Here is a 17,500-nt window from a genome sequence, read left to right as displayed (position 1 = left end):
CAGCCAGGGCCACTAATCCTGGAATTCCAAGAAAGCCTGATACAGCTGATGTTGCAAAATTAATAGGCACATGAATACCAAAACTATTACCCGCTGTATTTAAGAAGAATAATAGCAGTGCTCCAATTAATAATTTGACAACTGCTTGACCAATAAATCTTGCTGGCTTAAAAGGAGCTCCAGAAAACAAAAGAATAAGTACGAGCCCGCCTAATATCGAAATGATTATAATTGGTTCCAAAAAAGCTATCCCCCTTCAACTCTTTTTATAACAATATATGTACAAGTTATAAAAATTAGACCTTGAAATAGGAATAGCTTTATATTCACCTTTTAATACTTACATTTCTGTCTTTTGCTTCTTTTAATAGAAAGAAGTACTTTGCTTGGGCAATTTTTGTCTGACAAATCGCTTCCTCCGAAGGATCAAAACTTTTATCTAACAATTGTTTTTGCTCCTGCCAATGTTCTTTATACTCCTGTAACTGAGTTAAAAGTTTTCCATCAAACTCTTTCCGCAGCCATCCTTTACGCTTAAAAAACATCGTTATTCCCCCGATACTTATCTAGCTGCAGCGCCTAGGAAAAAATGAACTGCTTTTTTCCCAAGGCACTTTTGCTTTTCGGTTTAAATTTCTCTTCTTCCCTCGAGAGCTTTAGATAGAGTAACTTCGTCTGCGTATTCTAGGTCTCCTCCAACAGGAAGTCCGTGAGCAATCCTTGTGATTTTTATGCCTGATGGTTTAAGCAAACGAGAAATATACATCGCCGTTGCCTCTCCCTCAATATTTGGATTCGTCGCTAATATCACTTCCTGTACGGTTTCATCATGAAGACGCTTTAGGAGGTCAGGAATATTAATATCCTCCGGACCTATTCCATCCATAGGTGAAATTGCACCATGCAGAACATGGTACTTACCACTGAATTCCTTCATTTTTTCCATCGCAATAACATCCTTTGGATCTTGAACAACACAAATTGTACTCTTATCTCGGCGTTGGTCTTCACATATATAGCATGGATCCTGATCTGTAATATGACCACAGACAGAACAATAGGTTAAATTTCGTTTGGCATTTACAAGTGCTTTAGCAAAATCCAGCACAGTATCTTCCTTCATACTTAAAACATAAAAGGCCAAACGACCAGCAGTTTTGGGTCCGATACCAGGCAGTTTCATGAAACTGTCAATCAACTTAGAAATCGGTTCTGGATAATGCATTCGTTATTATTCCTCTCCTAGAAAAGCATATGCGCCTTTAAAAGGCGCATATGCTTGATCATCATTAATTAAAATGGAAGATTCATTCCTTTTGTAAATTGACCCATCGTATTGTTTGTGAGCTCTTCAACCTTCTTTAAAGCATCGTTTGTTGCTGCTAAAACAAGATCTTGAAGCATTTCGATGTCGTCAGGATCTACAGCTTCAGGTTTAATTTGTACGTCTACCACTTCTTTATGTCCTGTTACAATGACAGTTACCATGCCGCCCCCAGCTGTTCCTTCAATCTTCTGTTGTCCTAATTCTTCTTGTGCCTCAGCCATTTTCTTTTGCATTTTTTGCATTTGCTTCATCATATTTTGCATATTACCCATTCCACCACGCATATTTCCTTCAACCTCCAATTAATTAGTCAATTATTTCAACAAATTCAGCACCGAACAAGTTTTTGGCTTCCGCAATATGCGGCTCTTCTTCTGGTTTAGACTCAAGAGTTTCACCTTCCACGTGATGCTGAGTACTTAAGAAATTTTCTCTAATCGAAACCCATTGCTCTTCTGGTACACCAAGCACTAGATACTTATTTCCTGTTAGCTCTTGAAGAGCAAGCGTAATCGTTTCGATAAAACGGTTATTATCCATGGCCATTTGACAATGAATTTCATGTTTAAATTTTAAAATAAAAGCATCGGCTGAAGCCGCAGCAGGCTCTGCTTCATTCAATAAAGCTGCATGAGATTTCATTAACCGTCCTCTCATGTCACCCCATTTGCTTTTAATTTGATTTAAATCATTCTTGGTTGCATTCTTTAATACTTCATTTATTCTACCAACAGCAGGCTGAAATCCTTTTCTTGAACTTCTTTGTGCAGGCTTTTGTGCAGTCTGTGTTGCTGCATCCTGGACAACCGCTGGTCCATTCGATTTTAACTGTTGTAGTTCATGCTCAAGCTGTTCTATTTTGGTAAACAGTTGTGCCATTTGTCCAGAAGGCATTTGCTCAACCTGCTTTACCTCTGTTTGACACAGCTTAACAATCGCAACTTCTAAAAAGATTCTCGGATGGTTGGTCCAGCGCATATCCTGTTGGGTTTTATTTAACAATTCAATGAGCTGGTAAATCTGATCATAAGGAACAGACTCAGCAATTTGTCGAAACTCCTCATCTAACAAGACTCTATCTAATGACTCTTCAAGATTTGGTGCGGTTTTATACAGCAGCATATCTCGGTAGTATAAAATAAAATCCTCGATAAATCTTGAAGGATCCTTCCCATGAAATAACAATTCCTCTAAGGCTTCTAAACCGCTGGCTACATCCTTTTCCAGAACTGACCTTGCAAGCTTGTTTAAGAAACCCTGTGAAACAGATCCCGTTACCGTTAAAGCATCTTCAACAGTTACACTTTCTTGGCTAAAGGAAATAGCTTGGTCCAAAAGACTTAATGCGTCACGCATACCGCCTTCAGCCGCCCTCGCAATCATTTTTAGAGCATCCTCTTCGCAATTAACCCCAGTTTCTTCGACGATTAGCTTCATTCGATTTACAATAGATTGTGCTGTAATCCGCCTAAAATCAAATCGTTGACATCTAGAAATAATGGTCAGAGGTATTTTGTGAGGCTCAGTCGTAGCTAAAATGAAGATAACATGCTGAGGCGGCTCTTCTAATGTTTTTAACAAGGCATTAAAGGCACTAATCGATAGCATATGTACTTCATCAATTATATAGACCTTGTAGCGAACAGAAGTTGGTGCGAACTTTACCTTATCTAGAACATCCCGCATTTCTTCCACTCTGGAGTTGGAAGCTGCGTCAAATTCTAGCACATCAGATATCGTTCCATTCGTAATCCCCTTGCAGGCAGCACATTCATTACAGGGTTCAGAAACGGGTGCTCGTTCACAATTTACTGCTTTAGCCAATATTTTTGCTGCACTTGTTTTACCAGTTCCTCGCGGCCCATTAAATAAATAGGCATGGGAAATTTTTTGTTGAAGTAGGGCGTTTTGCAATGTTTTCGTCACATGTTCTTGTCCTACTACATCAATAAATTGCTGAGGACGCCAAACACGATATAAAGCCTGATAAGCCAAAAACATCGCCCCCTCCAAAGTTTCTATCCTATCCATTATAACTTAACCCTTTTCATTTTTTCAATTTTTCTAGGAGAATACAAAAAAACTCATCTCTTCAATGAGATGAGTTGCTTTTACATTATAAACTGCCGTGCACCTTCCGTCGACTTCGCACCCATAGGCGCTGCTTAAGCAGTTAGCTCGGCCCAGGCCACCCTGCGGCACATGGGAGCTTCCACTTAATGCTGCTTCCTTCCGGACCTGACATGGTTCATGGATTCCCATTGCGCAGGACCCGGGCGTCAACACCACTTACTTAAGGCGGACCCTACAGGATACCAGCCTCGGGAAGGGATTCAGCCTCGCTAGAGCGGATTGCGAGTACAGGGCACCGCTACCTCCCCGCCTAGCACGGCAAAGTTGATAATAATTTTAGGCGCCTTATATGACGCCTTTTTAGTATACTAACTTTCAACAAAAAAATCAATCTTTATCAATTGTAAATTCCTGTAAGGGCTGTTTTTTTACTAATTTCCTTTGTTCTCGCAGCTTACGAAAGAAGTCAGAAAGTAACTGACCGCACTCTGCTTCCAGCACACCGCTCTTTACTTCACTTTGATGATTGAACCGTTCATCCTGCAGGAGATTCATAAACGTTCCTGCGCATCCTCCTTTTGGATCTGATGCACCAAAAACTACTCTGCTGACCCTTGATAGGATAATTGCTCCTGAGCACATTGCACAGGGCTCTAGAGTGACATATAGATGTGCATTCTCCAGACGCCATGAACCTGTTTCTTTACATGCCTGTTCAATCGCAAGGAGCTCAGCATGGGCAACCGCACTTTGTTTACTTTCACGTAAATTATGTGCGCGGGAAATAATTTTTCCATCGATAACGAGAATTGCTCCAATTGGCACCTCTCGTAAATCTTCTGCCTTCTTCGCTTCCTTAATAGCTTCTCTCATATAGTATTCATCAGTAAATTCTTCAATTGTCATGGAGATTACCGCCTTACATTATCTTCAGCATTTCCACCGTAATATTGATATTTTTTCCATTATATCATGAATCAAACCTTTCAATCATAGAATAGATGTAGCGTTCTTGCTTAGGAGGGGAAGAATATGCAAATTCATGTTGTGAAAAGTAATGAATCCTTAACAACCATTGCCAGGACATATAACACAACGGTTAATGATATTGTTGAAGCAAATGACATCCCTAATCCAAATAATCTTGTCGTCGGTCAAGCAATGGTGATTCCGATCGTTGGCAGTTTTTATTATGTACAGCCAGGTGACAGTCTATGGTCTATCGGACAAAAAACAGGCGTGCCTTATCAACAAATTGCTTCAGTTAATCATATTTCATTAAACCAGCAGCTCTATGTTGGATTTCGTCTTTATATTCCTCAGGCATCTAAAAGAAGAGCAGAGTTTAATGCATATGTAGAACCCCGTGGTACATCTGTAGCCCCCATCTTAGAAAGCAGTGCACGGGAAGCAGCGCCCTACTTAACCTACCTGGCACCATTTAGCTTTCAAGCTCTTCGTGATGGATCTTTAAAGGAACCCTTATTAAATAATTTTCCAGCCATTGCGAGAGCCAATCGAAATGTTTTAATGATGGTCATCAATAACCAAGAAAATGACCAATTTAACGATGAATTAGGCCGTATTTTACTTAATGATATCCCAATCCAAGATAGATTCTTAAATAATATTGTGGCTACTGCAAAGAAATACGGGTTTCGAGATATTCATTTTGATTTTGAATTTTTACGGCCCGCAGACCGGGAAGCCTATAACGCATTTTTACGAAAAGCAAAGGCACGGTTCCAAAGGGAGGGCTGGTTAATGTCAACTGCTCTTGCCCCTAAAACTAGTGCCACCCAAAAGGGAAAGTGGTATGAAGGCCATGACTATCGGGCACACGGTCAGATTGCTGATTTTGTTGTTATTATGACCTACGAGTGGGGCTACAGTGGCGGTCCTGCCATGGCCGTTTCCCCCATTGATCAGGTTCGAAGAGTGTTAGAATATGCGATAACGGAAATGCCCCCGAATAAAATTATGATGGGACAGAACTTATATGGATACGACTGGACACTTCCATTTGTTCAAGGCTCTGTAGCAAAAGCAGTTAGTCCACAACAAGCAATTGAACTTGCAGCTAGATACAGAGTTCCGATTCAGTATGATACAAAGGCACAGGCTCCTTTTTTCCGATATACTGCTGAAGACGGCAAGCGGCATGAGGTTTGGTTTGAGGATGCCCGCTCCATTCAGGCAAAGTTTAATTTGATTAAAGAGTTAAAGATTCGAGGTATGAGTTATTGGAAGCTTGGCTTAGCGTTTCCGCAAAATTGGCTGTTAATTGTTGAAAATTTCAATGTGGTCAAAAGAGGTTAATATTATTTCTTAACATAAACTGCCGTCATTCGGCAGTTTTTTCATATATTCGACATTAAAATACTTTCTTCTATAATTTCCATATCCCTTCCTGCGTGAGATTATGATAATATATTATTTGTGCCTTTAGTGAAATTCGAATTAGTACTTCCGGCATATTGCTGGTTAAACATAGAAATTACAGGCAGTTGGAGAAGGAGGACATGCAATGGGGTATACTCCCTTTATAACCGTTGAAGGGCCGATTGGTGTAGGAAAGACATCTCTCGCAAAAGCCATTTCAGATCATTTTCATTTTGCATTATTAAAAGAAATCGTTGATGAAAATCCATTTTTGGGGAAGTTTTATGACAATATTGAGGAATGGAGTTTCCAAACGGAAATGTTTTTCCTATGCAATCGCTATAAGCAATTAGGGGATATAAATACCCACTTCTTAAGTAAAAGTCAGGCTGTTGTAGCAGATTACAATATTTTAAAGAACTTAATTTTTGCCCAGAGGACTTTAAACCCCGATGAATATCAAAAATACTATAAAATATATCAGCTCCTAACAGAAGACATGCCAAAGCCAAATGTAATTATCTATCTCAATGCGAGTCTAGATACTCTTCTAAAGCGAATTAAAATAAGAGGACGCGAAGTAGAGAAAAATATCAGTCCCTTATATTTAGAGCAGCTATCCATTGATTACGAACAAACGATAACGAGGTTTGAGCAAACACATCCAGAAATTCCGGTTCTGCGCTTTAATGGTGATGAATTAGATTTTGTTAAAAATGAAGATGATTTAAATTTTATTATTGAAAAGCTTATAGGCTCATTAAAAAAAAGCAGCACGACAAACACAGTATGAGAATTGGGGGATGTAAGTGAGTATCGTTATTGGTGGTATGATAGGTCTTGGTAAAACTAGTGTAGCTGATACATTAAATGCACATTTTCAAAAAAGCGGCATTGAGAGTAAGGTTTTTTATGAGGCTGTTGATGATAATCCAATCCTTCCTCTCTATTACGAATTAACACCTGAAGAATTAGACGCAAGAAGAATTCCTTTCCTTTTACAATTGTTTTTCTTAAATAAACGATTTAAAACGGTTAAAGATTGTGTGAGTTGGAGAGAACCTATTTACACGATTCAAGATCGTTCTATTTATGAAGATTGGTATTTTGCATATGTAAATAAAAATCTAGGCAGAATATCTGAACTCGAATTTAAAATATATGAAGATTTAGTTGAAAACATGATGGAAGAGTTAAATGAACTTCCTAAAAAGGCTCCTGATTTAATGGTTTATTTAAAAGGCTCTTTTGAGACGGTAATTGATCGTATTATGGCCCGAGGCAGAAGCTTTGAAATTAACCCTGAACTGAAAGAATATTACTTTGAGGTTTGGAAGGGTTATGATGAGTGGGTTATTAATAATTATAATGCTAGTGATGTCTTGATTATTGACATGGACAATACGGATGTTGTTAAAAGACCAGAAGATGCGATAAGAGTATGTCGTGAAGTGGATGAGCGATTAAAGGAACTTTTAAATATGACAAAAGCACATATTGGGTAATCCAATATGTGCTTCTTTTTTATTATTTGGCCGTGTTAAAGTAGGCTGTTGATTTGTTCTCCACTAAGGAATGCTTCTTCGAATAATCAACGCAGGGACAGGCGGTCCCTGCCTGTCCCGAGGCGTTTCGGGGAAGCCTCCACGGCGCTAAGAGATAAGCGGGGTCTCTCCTGTCTCGTACTCCTGCAGGACATTGAATTACTTCCTCGAATCCGTCCACGCACGAAGAAAATGTGATAGCATTTTCGAGGAGTCTCGCGCCTTCCGCACAAATCAACATAGTTCTATAATCAACAGTTTCCTTTAACACAGACACTACTTTAAAAAAATACATAAAAAAAATCCGCCCAATTGCTTGGGACGGATTTTATCTCCAGTTTTATGCGCGATTATATTAAAATTAAAATTAATGGAGGAGGAAGAGGGATTCGAACCCCCGCGCGGTATGACCCGCCTGTCGGTTTTCAAGACCGATCCCTTCAGCCAGACTTGGGTATTCCTCCGTGTTGACAAGATATAGAATAACATAATGATTTATACCTGTCAACATTTTATTAAATAAAATTATTTTATTTTATTCTGGCACAATAACTTCTTTATTCCCCATATACGGACGTAACACTTCCGGGATGACCACACTGCCATCCTCCTGCTGGTAATTTTCTAAGATAGCAGCGACTGTTCTTCCAATTGCCAAGCCAGATCCATTTAGGGTATGAACATGTTCAGGTTTTGCCTTTGGATCACGTCGGAAGCGAATATTGGCACGACGCGCTTGGAAAGCTTCGAAATTACTGCAAGAAGAAATTTCACGGTAGGTACCATAGCTTGGAATCCATACCTCAATATCGTACTTTTTGGCAGCCGTAAAGCCGAGGTCACCGGTACACATGCTCAACACACGGTATGGTAACTCGAGTAATTGAAGGACGCGCTCTGCATCACTTGTCAGTTTCTCAAGTTCCTCATAAGAATCCTCTGGCTTAACAAACTTCACTAGTTCCACCTTGTTAAATTGGTGCTGACGAATTAATCCGCGGGTATCACGCCCTGCAGAGCCAGCTTCAGAACGGAAGCATGCACTGTACGCCGCAAAGCGGATTGGAAGTTCATTCCCGCTTAGTATTTCATCACGATGGAGATTGGTGACAGGCACCTCTGCTGTTGGAATTAAGAAGTAATCTTCATTTTCAATTAAAAATGCATCTTCCTCGAATTTTGGCAGCTGTCCTGTACCTGTCATGCTTGCACGGTTAACCATATAAGGCGGTAAAATTTCTTTATAGCCATGCTCATCCACATGCAGGTCGAGCATAAAATTCATAAGTGCACGCTCTAAGCGAGCCCCAAGCCCTTTATAAAAAACAAAACGGCTGCCGGTAACTTTGCCCGCACGTTCAAAGTCAAGAATCCCCAAATGGTCCGCAACGTCCCAGTGCGGCTTCGCTTCAAAGTCAAAGTCGCGAACATGTCCCCATTTTCTTATTTCTACGTTTTCATCCTCTGTTTCACCAACTGGAACACTTTCATGGGGAATATTCGGAATGCTCATTAACAACAAATCAAGCGTTTCCTCGACACTGCGGAGCTCCTCATCCAATACTTTAATTCTATCACCGACCTCACGCATTTCCAAAATAAGATGGTCAGCATCGGCCTTCTCACGCTTTAAAGCAGCTACCTGCTGGGAAACCTCGTTCCGTTTGCTTTTTAACTGCTCAGCCTCAACAATTAAATCACGTCTGCGCTGATCTAAGTCCTCAAATTTACCAAGGTCTGTTAGGTCCTCCCCGCGGTGTTGAAGTTTTTCCTTAACCTCTGCAAAATTAGCTCGTAATACTTTAATATCTAACATCTTTCCCACTCCTAACTAAATAATAAAGCGTAAGCGCCTTGCACAGGGAAAAAAGAAGTTCTTTTTTTCCTAGGCGCTGCAGCTAGGTTCAATAAATAAATACAAAAAACTCCCGTCCCCAAAAACAGGGACGAGAGTTACCCGCGTTACCACCCTGGTTGACAGCTATTAGTCTGTCCACCTTGAAAAAAATTAACGGTTTTTACCGAAAGTACTTACTGACCCATGTAGGGTGTTTTCGCACCTTTGCTCGAGGATGGATTCACAAGCTTCAAACACCGATTCACACCAGCCACCGGCTCTCTATAGATTGAACTTCTTGTTACTAGTTCCTCTCATTGCTTTAACTTTATTTATTTATTAAAAATTTACTATAATTATCCACCAAATGCAATCAAATTATACCAATTGTTTTGCTTTTGCTTCCTTTACCATATCAACAAAGTAAGCCGTAAGCTCATGCTTATCTGTTAATTCTGGATGGAACGAGCAGCCAAGGTATTGACCTTCACGTGCGGCCACAATGCGGTCATTGTGCTTTGAAAGAATTTCTACTTCTGAACCAGCTTCAACGATATGAGGTGCACGGATAAAGACTGCAGGGAAGCTGTCAGCCACATCCTTGATCGCAAGGTCTGCCTCAAAGCTATCGACTTGGCGGCCAAAAGAATTGCGTTCAACCGTAATGTCCATCACACCAATATGAGGTTCATGACCAACTAGGTTTTTCGCTAATAGAATAAGACCTGCACATGTACCGAACATCGGTTTACCTTCAGCAGCAAATTCCTTAAGTGCATCCATGAAATCATATTTATCAATCAAGCGGCGCATCGCAGTGCTTTCACCACCGGGAAGGATCAAGCCATCAATTCCTTTTAATTCTTCTTTTCGCTTAATGGCAACAGCTTCGACCCCACATTCCTCAATAGAGCGAATATGTTCACGAACAGCCCCCTGTAAAGCAAGTACCCCTATTTTCACCATGATCTTACCAGCCTCTATCTTGCATGCGAGCTTCAGGAGCCAAGGATGAAATTTCGATACCTTTCATTGGTGCTCCTAAGTCCTTAGAAAGCTCTGCAATCAATTTGTAGTCTTGGTAATGAGTTGTAGCTTCCACAATCGCTCTTGCAAACTTTGCTGGATTCTCTGATTTAAAAATTCCTGAACCTACGAATACTCCGTCTGCACCTAACTGCATCATCAATGCTGCATCAGCAGGAGTTGCAATTCCGCCAGCCGCAAAGTTAACCACTGGAAGGCGGCCAAGACGCTTAATTTCAAGAAGTAATTCAAATGGTGCTCCTAATAGCTTTGCTTCTGTCATAAGCTCATCTTCATTCATTCCTACTACTTTACGAACCTGACCGTTTACTTTGCGCATATGGCGAACGGCTTCAACGATATTACCTGTTCCAGGCTCACCTTTCGTACGAAGCATAGAAGCTCCTTCACCAATCCTGCGGGCAGCCTCACCAAGGTCACGGCAGCCGCAAACAAATGGAACGGTAAAATCACTTTTATATAAATGGTACTCTTCATCCGCTGGGGTTAAAACTTCACTTTCATCAATATAGTCTACCCCCATTGCTTCTAGGACACGTGCTTCAACAATATGGCCAATTCTTGCCTTCGCCATTACAGGGATTGATACTGAATTTAGTACTTCTTCAATAATTCTAGGGTCAGCCATTCTGGCAACACCGCCTGCTGCACGGATGTCAGATGGTACACGCTCTAGAGCCATTACCGCAACCGCACCAGCCTCTTCAGCAATTCTTGCCTGCTCTGCATTAACAACGTCCATGATGACGCCGCCTTTTTGCATTTCGGCCATTCCGCGTTTAACTCGATCTGTACCTGTTTTCATGTTAAATCCCCCTTGGTTGTTTTACTTTTATTAATATTGCAAAAAATTAACGTATAAAATTAGGAAATACTGTTAATTCGTTCGGAATTAGAATCTTCCCTTAAAATCATTAAAGCAACAAAAAAGGACTCCTGTCAAGACAAGAATCCTTTTGCTAATTATTTCCTTTAACTTAAAACCAACCTTTAACCGTGGAAGAGATGCCTCCCCAAAGGTCTCCAAAGAATCCGCCGATTCCCCTCAACATTAGAACGAACCAATTTGCCTTCTCAACATCCTCAGCTGCAATGACATCAACGGTAATATTGTTCTGCCCTTTATCTGTTAAAAACCCTAAACTTTCAGCCTCTTTAGATTGAATGGATAAAGTTCCAACCTTTTCACCCTTTTTAATAGGTGCCGTAAGTTCGCCTTGTTTATTAACCTTCTTTTTATCGAGTGTTAAAACGGTTTTGAAATTATCCTTTTCCCCGTTCTTTACAACCATGTTAACAGCATCTTTTGTATAAATTTTCACTTGATCTTCTTTACCCTTAATTACAGGTAAAGTCTTTTTGCCCTTAACCTGATAGTTCTTTGGAATAATTTCTTCTTTTTTAAAATTATTAAAAGCGAAATCTAGAATCTTTCTTGTTTCTTTGAATCGTTCGGATTGGGAACCTGTATTCATAACAACAGATATAAAGCGTTGCCCATCTCTAATCGCTGTTCCCGTAAAATTATAACCTGCAAAAGGAGTGGAGCCCGTTTTTAAACCATCCAAACCATCATAAACAAATTGTTGATAATTTGGATAATCCGCTGCAAGTTCTTCGTATCCTTCTAACATCCAGTTCCAGTTGTCCATTACAAATTCATCTTCCGTACCCTTTGCAAAAATCTTTTCTGGTACGCTGGACGTTTTCAGTACCTCTGGGAAGTCATGTAATAAATGGGATGCTAAGGACGCAACATCCTTTGCAGACATGATGTTTTCCTCATCAGGGTCACCCACTATTTCAGGAAAGTGCTTTAAAATATCACGATTATTTAAACCTGAAGAGTTTACAAATTTATACGTCTTTAAACCAAGCTCTGCTGCCTTATTATTCATCATTTCTACAAATTTTGCTTCAGATCCCCCAATAATTTCAGCAATGGCCATTGTAGCAGCATTGGCAGATTCAATGGCCATTGCCGCATACAAATCTTCTACCTTATACTTTGCTTCAACTCGTAGAAAAACATTACTTAAACTATTGTCATGCGACATTTTAGAAAGTTCAGGGGAAACCATGTACTCTTGATTCCACTTCACTTTCCCTTCTTTTACTGCTTCTAAAAGTAAGTACTCTGTCATCATTTTAGTCATACTTGCAATTCCCAGAGCGGTTTCGGAATTCTTTTCGTATAGTATCATGCCCGTATCTGCATCAACCAATATAGCTCCAGATGCATTAACATCTAATCCTACAGTTTCTGCCTCTGCTTTATTTATGCCTGCAAAAAGGCTAAAAATCATGATCATTGCCAAGGAACTGGCGATAAGTTTTCGATAAAAAAGTTTATTCACAATAATACCCTCCAAGGATTTTTTACACTTTGGTTATTTTATCATAACTGGGGTTCAAATCATAGACAGAGGATAGGACTATCTTTTTACAAAAAAAAGACAGAGAAGGCAGTGCTTCTCTGTTTTTTCATTAAGACAATGAGTAATTTGGTGCCTCTTTTGTAATTTGAACATCATGAGGATGACTTTCACGGAGTCCTGCCCCTGACATTTTAACAAATTGAGCATTATTTCTTAATTCTTCTAGGTCCTTTGTTCCACAATAGCCCATGCCGGAACGTAAACCGCCGATTAATTGGTAAATGGTTTCAGCTAATGGTCCTTTATAAGGTAAGCGCCCTTCGATTCCTTCAGGAACAAACTTCTTATTATCCTCCTGGAAATAACGATCCTTTGAACCCTTTTCCATTGCTGCTACTGAACCCATACCACGATATACCTTAAAGCGGCGTCCTTGGAAAATTTCTGTCTCTCCAGGGCTTTCGGTTACTCCTGCAAGCATGCTTCCCAGCATAACAGCATGACCGCCTGCTGCAAGTGCCTTCACGATATCGCCTGAATATTTAATGCCGCCGTCTGCAATGATAGACTTGCCATATTTTCTAGCCTCTGTAGCACAGTCATAAACAGCCGTGATTTGCGGCACGCCTACACCTGCCACTACACGTGTCGTACAAATGGAGCCTGGTCCAATTCCAACCTTAACGACATCCGCTCCTGCTTCAATCAATGCCGCAGTTGCTTCTCCTGTAGCCACATTCCCTGCAACTATAGTTAAATCAGGATATTGACCTCTTATCTCCTTAACGGTATCAAGAACGCCCTTTGAATGACCATGAGCTGTATCTACGACTATAACATCCACATTAGCCTTTACCAGCTTTTCAATCCGCAGCATCGTATCCTTTGTTACTCCAACTGCTGCACCAGCTAATAAGCGACCCTGCGTATCTTTTGCTGAATTTGGAAACTCAATTACCTTTTCAATATCCTTAATGGTAATTAACCCCTTCAACACACCTTGATTGTCTACTAACGGGAGCTTTTCTATTTTATATTTTTGAAGAATTTTCTCTGCCTCTTTTAGAGTAGTTCCTACGGGAGCCGTTACAAGATTTTCCTTGGTCATCACATCAGAAATCTTAAAAGAGTAATCTTGAATAAAACGCAGGTCACGATTGGTAATGATGCCTACTAGTCTCTGCTCCTCAAGATTATTCACAATTGGCACTCCTGAAATCCGATATTTGCCCATTAAATGCTCGGCATCATATACCTGATGCTCTGGAGTTAGGTAAAATGGATCGGTAATAACACCACTCTCAGACCTCTTAACTTTTTCAACCTGTTCTGCCTGCTGTTCAATCGTCATATTTTTATGGATGATACCAAGACCACCCTGGCGAGCCATAGAAATCGCCATTTCTGCTTCTGTTACGGTATCCATCCCTGCACTAATAATTGGGATATTTAGCTTTACTTTAGGCGATAACTCTACTTGAAGATTTACATCACGCGGCAGTACTTCTGATTTACCAGGAATTAATAGGACATCGTCAAACGTTAAACCTTCTTTAGCAAATTTACTCTCCCACATCTTTTATGGCCTCCAGGAAAAAATTTTTTAATTGTAGGTTATCAATTGGACAAAATACTGTCAAGGAGAACGATTTAGTCAAACTTTTCTGAAAAAAGGTGATTACCATTGGCATCAGACTTTAAAGGATGGAAAAGCTATGCAAGTTTTTTTTCTGCAGAGCATTGCCAGACCTATTTAAAAAACAAATATAAAAAGTGGAATATCGATAACCCTGAACAAAAAAGCTATGAAAACTGCTATGCCTTTCTCTATTATCTCGAGCATGGGCAAATTTATTATCAACAGGCAGAAAATGCACCGCTTATCCTAAAACCCATCCTACTTTTTTACGGTTTCGTACATTTAATAAAAGCATGTATATTAACGATAGACCCGGCATATCCAGAAACGACATCTGTTTTAGCTCATGGAGTCTCAACTAGAAAAAGAAAAAAACAGAATTACCAATTTTTCCAAGATGAAGTGAAGTTTCAAAAGAACGGACTTTTTCCATTTATGTCAGAGAAAATGTTTCATATGAAACAATTGGAAGGGGATAAAATTACGATGGAGGAGCTCCTAGAGCTCATTCCTGAATTAGATGAACTATTTTTGGTACATGAGTCCAAAAGCACTTTTACACCCATATATACTCTGAATGGGCAACTGGCAGTACCAGAAAAGATATTGGATCACTATCATATGACCGAAGATAGATTAAAGGAGTTTCTTACATCAAAATCAGGAAATCAGATTGAGTTTTCAAATGAAGGACTTTTGTTTCAATTCAACAAAAGTACGTTTACTGGGATTTCACCGATTAAATTTAATCTAGAAAGCAGTTCCTTTGCACTGCCGCTGAAGAAGGAAAATTTATTTGTTTTCCCAGAGCTGATGGTCCATTATCTCTTGCTTTATAATTTAAGTATGATCGCAAGATATGAAACAGAATGGTGGAGTGAGCTAACAAAAATGATGCCAAATCGTGATTATCCCTTTATTAAAACCTTCTTGGAGATTACGCTGCATAAAGGACCGTTTTTGATATATGAGTACTTGATGAGTTAATATTTTTAGGAAAAGGTTACTTCGTGGGGATTGTTCTAGGCTATTCGTTACCGTTATCTTTAAAAATATCGTTGTCCGGGCATGAATAACTCCTATACGTTACCGTTTTCTCGAAAAGTGTCGCCGCGCGGGCACGAATAACTCCTATTCGTTACCGTTTTCTTTAGAAGTACCGCAGTGGGGGCACGAATCTCGAACCATTATTTTATTTACAACCTAATGTCCTTTGGGACAATACAAAAAAGCACAACCCTAATCAGGTTGTGCTTCGTTTGCCTGGCAACGTCCTACTCTCACAGGGACAAAGTCCCAACTACCATCGGCGCTGAGAAGCTTAACTTCCGTGTTCGGTATGGGAACGGGTGTGACCTTCTCGCCATTATTACCAGACTCAAAAAGAGTTGAGGTTTCATTCCCTCAAAACTAGATAATTTCAGAAGAAGTTTGTAAAACGAGTTCGCCTTTATAAATTGGTTAAGTCCTCGAACGATTAGTATCAGTCAGCTCCACATGTTACCACGCTTCCACCTCTGACCTATCAACCTGATCATCTTTCAGGGTTCTTACTAGCTTGACGCTATGGGAAATCTCATCTTGAGGGGGGCTTCATGCTTAGATGCTTTCAGCACTTATCCCGTCCGCACATAGCTACCCAGCGATGCCTTTGGCAAGACAACTGGTACACCAGCGGTGCGTCCATCCCGGTCCTCTCGTACTAAGGACAGCTCCTCTCAAATTTCCTGCGCCCACGACGGATAGGGACCGAACTGTCTCACGACGTTCTGAACCCAGCTCGCGTACCGCTTTAATGGGCGAACAGCCCAACCCTTGGGACCGACTACAGCCCCAGGATGCGATGAGCCGACATCGAGGTGCCAAACCTCCCCGTCGATGTGGACTCTTGGGGGAGATAAGCCTGTTATCCCCGGGGTAGCTTTTATCCGTTGAGCGATGGCCCTTCCATGCGGAACCACCGGATCACTAAGCCCGACTTTCGTCCCTGCTCGACTTGTAGGTCTCGCAGTCAAGCTCCCTTGTGCCTTTACACTCTGCGAATGATTTCCAACCATTCTGAGGGAACCTTTGGGCGCCTCCGTTACTCTTTAGGAGGCGACCGCCCCAGTCAAACTGCCCACCTGACACTGTCTCCCACCCCGATAAGGGGTGCGGGTTAGAATTTCAATACAGCCAGGGTAGTATCCCACCGACGCCTCCACCGAAGCTAGCGCTCCGGTTTCTCAGGCTCCTACCTATCCTGTACAAGCTGTACCAAAATTCAATATCAGGCTACAGTAAAGCTCCACGGGGTCTTTCCGTCCTGTCGCGGGTAACCTGCATCTTCACAGGTACTATAATTTCACCGAGTCTCTCGTTGAGACAGTGCCCAGATCGTTACGCCTTTCGTGCGGGTCGGAACTTACCCGACAAGGAATTTCGCTACCTTAGGACCGTTATAGTTACGGCCGCCGTTTACTGGGGCTTCGATTCAGAGCTTCGCTTGCGCTAACCCCTCCTCTTAACCTTCCAGCACCGGGCAGGCGTCAGCCCCTATACTTCGCCTTGCGGCTTCGCAGAGACCTGTGTTTTTGCTAAACAGTCGCCTGGGCCTATTCACTGCGGCTCTTCGAGGCTATTCACCTCAAAAAGCACCCCTTCTCCCGAAGTTACGGGGTCATTTTGCCGAGTTCCTTAACGAGAGTTCTCTCGCACACCTTAGGATTCTCTCCTCGCCTACCTGTGTCGGTTTGCGGTACGGGCACCTTTTATCTCGCTAGAGGCTTTTCTTGGCAGTGTGGAATCAGGAACTTCGGTACTATATTTCCCTCGCCATCACAGCTCAGCCTTTACGGTAAGCGGATTTTCCTGCTTACCAGCCTAACTGCTTGGACGCGCATATCCAACAGCGCGCTTACCCTATCCTCCTGCGTCCCCCCATCACTCAAACGATAAAGAGGTGGTACAGGAATATCAACCTGTTGTCCATCGCCTACGCCTTTCGGCCTCGGCTTAGGTCCCGACTAACCCTGAGAGGACGAGCCTTCCTCAGGAAACCTTAGGCATACGGTGGACGGGATTCTCACCCGTCTTTCGCTACTCATACCGGCATTCTCACTTCTAAGCGCTCCACCAGTCCTTACGGTCTAGCTTCAACGCCCTTAGAACGCTCTCCTACCACTGACACCATACGGTGTCAATCCACAGCTTCGGTGTTACGTTTAGCCCCGGTACATTTTCGGCGCAGAGTCACTCGACCAGTGAGCTATTACGCACTCTTTAAATGGTGGC

15 protein-coding genes, 1 tRNA gene, 2 rRNA genes, 1 other RNA gene and 1 other annotated feature (2 of these 20 only partly in view) are annotated in these 17,500 nt (G+C 41.3%); of the genes, 4 read left to right on the top strand and 15 right to left on the bottom strand.

Features of this window, described 5'->3' with window-relative positions:
- The 7 genes from QNH48_RS00145 to tadA all read right to left on the bottom strand — a co-directional run.
- Window positions 1–241, bottom strand: partial view of a pro-sigmaK processing inhibitor BofA family protein gene (locus tag QNH48_RS00145; RefSeq protein WP_095251904.1) — the 5' portion only. It extends 23 nt beyond the left edge of the window; only the first 241 of its 264 coding nucleotides appear in the window; it begins with the start codon at window positions 239–241; its stop codon lies beyond the left edge, outside the window.
- A gap of 85 nt (window positions 242–326) precedes the next feature.
- Window positions 327–545, bottom strand: a complete 219-nt coding sequence (locus QNH48_RS00140; RefSeq protein WP_133372088.1) for a YaaL family protein — start codon at window positions 543–545, stop codon at window positions 327–329.
- Between the two features lie 83 nt (window positions 546–628).
- Window positions 629–1,225: a recombination mediator RecR gene (gene recR, locus QNH48_RS00135; RefSeq protein ID WP_095251906.1), complete on the bottom strand. Its 597-nt coding sequence runs from the start codon at window positions 1,223–1,225 to the stop codon at window positions 629–631.
- A gap of 68 nt (window positions 1,226–1,293) precedes the next feature.
- A complete protein-coding gene (locus QNH48_RS00130) occupies window positions 1,294–1,611 on the bottom strand; it encodes a YbaB/EbfC family nucleoid-associated protein (RefSeq protein ID WP_045519285.1) in 318 nt (105 codons plus the stop codon).
- A gap of 22 nt (window positions 1,612–1,633) precedes the next feature.
- Entirely contained in the window at window positions 1,634–3,322 is a 1,689-nt protein-coding gene (gene dnaX, locus QNH48_RS00125; protein ID WP_283953322.1) for a DNA polymerase III subunit gamma/tau, read from the bottom strand.
- Between the two features lie 131 nt (window positions 3,323–3,453).
- Window positions 3,454–3,719: signal recognition particle sRNA large type (gene ffs, locus QNH48_RS00120), an RNA gene on the bottom strand.
- A gap of 68 nt (window positions 3,720–3,787) precedes the next feature.
- Window positions 3,788–4,306, bottom strand: coding sequence for a tRNA adenosine(34) deaminase TadA (gene tadA / locus QNH48_RS00115; protein WP_283953321.1), 519 nt, complete (start codon window positions 4,304–4,306; stop codon window positions 3,788–3,790).
- A 126-nt stretch (window positions 4,307–4,432) separates the two neighbouring features.
- On the opposite strand from tadA, the gene QNH48_RS00110 reads away from it, so the two are divergent.
- From QNH48_RS00110 to QNH48_RS00100, 3 genes are all read left to right on the top strand, one after another.
- Complete coding sequence (locus QNH48_RS00110) at window positions 4,433–5,719, top strand: glycoside hydrolase family 18 protein (RefSeq protein ID WP_283953320.1); 1,287 nt, start codon at window positions 4,433–4,435, stop codon at window positions 5,717–5,719.
- Window positions 5,720–5,927: 208 nt separating this feature from the next.
- A complete protein-coding gene (locus QNH48_RS00105; RefSeq protein WP_283953319.1) occupies window positions 5,928–6,575 on the top strand; it encodes a deoxynucleoside kinase in 648 nt (215 codons plus the stop codon).
- A gap of 16 nt (window positions 6,576–6,591) precedes the next feature.
- On the top strand, window positions 6,592–7,287 hold the full coding sequence (locus tag QNH48_RS00100) for a deoxynucleoside kinase (RefSeq protein WP_283953318.1): 696 nt from the start codon (window positions 6,592–6,594) through the stop codon (window positions 7,285–7,287).
- Window positions 7,288–7,697: 410 nt separating this feature from the next.
- Here the strand turns inward: QNH48_RS00100 and QNH48_RS00095 are convergent.
- From QNH48_RS00095 to guaB, 6 genes are all read right to left on the bottom strand, one after another.
- Window positions 7,698–7,790, bottom strand: a tRNA-Ser gene (locus tag QNH48_RS00095).
- Window positions 7,791–7,861: 71 nt separating this feature from the next.
- Window positions 7,862–9,142 carry a serine--tRNA ligase gene (gene serS, locus QNH48_RS00090; protein ID WP_095251912.1) on the bottom strand — a complete coding sequence of 427 codons (1,281 nt, stop codon included), beginning with the start codon at window positions 9,140–9,142 and terminating at the stop codon, window positions 7,862–7,864.
- Between the two features lie 123 nt (window positions 9,143–9,265).
- Window positions 9,266–9,490, bottom strand: a binding site (T-box leader).
- Window positions 9,491–9,541: 51 nt separating this feature from the next.
- Entirely contained in the window at window positions 9,542–10,126 is a 585-nt protein-coding gene (gene pdxT / locus QNH48_RS00085; protein ID WP_283955636.1) for a pyridoxal 5'-phosphate synthase glutaminase subunit PdxT, read from the bottom strand.
- A gap of 7 nt (window positions 10,127–10,133) precedes the next feature.
- Window positions 10,134–11,015 carry a pyridoxal 5'-phosphate synthase lyase subunit PdxS gene (gene pdxS / locus QNH48_RS00080; RefSeq protein ID WP_095251914.1) on the bottom strand — a complete coding sequence of 294 codons (882 nt, stop codon included), beginning with the start codon at window positions 11,013–11,015 and terminating at the stop codon, window positions 10,134–10,136.
- Window positions 11,016–11,187: 172 nt separating this feature from the next.
- A complete protein-coding gene (locus tag QNH48_RS00075) occupies window positions 11,188–12,522 on the bottom strand; it encodes a D-alanyl-D-alanine carboxypeptidase family protein (RefSeq protein ID WP_481858476.1) in 1,335 nt (444 codons plus the stop codon).
- Between the two features lie 175 nt (window positions 12,523–12,697).
- On the bottom strand, window positions 12,698–14,164 hold the full coding sequence (gene guaB / locus QNH48_RS00070; RefSeq protein WP_283953316.1) for an IMP dehydrogenase: 1,467 nt from the start codon (window positions 14,162–14,164) through the stop codon (window positions 12,698–12,700).
- Window positions 14,165–14,272: 108 nt separating this feature from the next.
- On the opposite strand from guaB, the gene QNH48_RS00065 reads away from it, so the two are divergent.
- Window positions 14,273–15,214, top strand: a complete 942-nt coding sequence (locus tag QNH48_RS00065; RefSeq protein ID WP_283953315.1) for a YaaC family protein — start codon at window positions 14,273–14,275, stop codon at window positions 15,212–15,214.
- A gap of 274 nt (window positions 15,215–15,488) precedes the next feature.
- Here QNH48_RS00065 and rrf read toward each other — a convergent pair.
- Both rrf and QNH48_RS00055 read right to left on the bottom strand, forming a co-directional pair.
- A 5S ribosomal RNA gene (rrf, locus tag QNH48_RS00060) occupies window positions 15,489–15,604 on the bottom strand.
- A gap of 80 nt (window positions 15,605–15,684) precedes the next feature.
- A 23S ribosomal RNA gene (locus QNH48_RS00055) occupies window positions 15,685–17,500 on the bottom strand (it continues 1,122 nt past the right edge of the window).

The sequence above is a fragment of the Neobacillus sp. YX16 genome (assembly GCF_030123505.1).
GTDB lineage: Bacteria > Bacillota > Bacilli > Bacillales > Cytobacillaceae > Neobacillus.
This window is presented reverse-complemented; position numbering and strand designations above follow the sequence as displayed.

Excerpts from the sequence above, each read along its gene's own strand:
- serS (WP_095251912.1), bottom strand. The coding sequence starts at position 9,142 with ATGTTAGATATTAAAGTATTACGAGCTAATTTTGCAGAGGTTAAGGAA.
- QNH48_RS00130 (WP_045519285.1), bottom strand. The coding sequence starts at position 1,611 with ATGCGTGGTGGAATGGGTAATATGCAAAATATGATGAAGCAAATGCAA.
- QNH48_RS00075 (WP_481858476.1), bottom strand. The coding sequence starts at position 12,522 with ATGATCATGATTTTTAGCCTTTTTGCAGGCATAAATAAAGCAGAGGCA.
- QNH48_RS00110 (WP_283953320.1), top strand. The coding sequence starts at position 4,433 with ATGCAAATTCATGTTGTGAAAAGTAATGAATCCTTAACAACCATTGCC.
- pdxS (WP_095251914.1), bottom strand. The coding sequence starts at position 11,015 with ATGAAAACAGGTACAGATCGAGTTAAACGCGGAATGGCCGAAATGCAA.
- tadA (WP_283953321.1), bottom strand. The coding sequence starts at position 4,306 with ATGACAATTGAAGAATTTACTGATGAATACTATATGAGAGAAGCTATT.
- QNH48_RS00140 (WP_133372088.1), bottom strand. The coding sequence starts at position 545 with ATGTTTTTTAAGCGTAAAGGATGGCTGCGGAAAGAGTTTGATGGAAAA.
- QNH48_RS00105 (WP_283953319.1), top strand. The coding sequence starts at position 5,928 with ATGGGGTATACTCCCTTTATAACCGTTGAAGGGCCGATTGGTGTAGGA.
- guaB (WP_283953316.1), bottom strand. The coding sequence starts at position 14,164 with ATGTGGGAGAGTAAATTTGCTAAAGAAGGTTTAACGTTTGACGATGTC.
- recR (WP_095251906.1), bottom strand. The coding sequence starts at position 1,225 with ATGCATTATCCAGAACCGATTTCTAAGTTGATTGACAGTTTCATGAAA.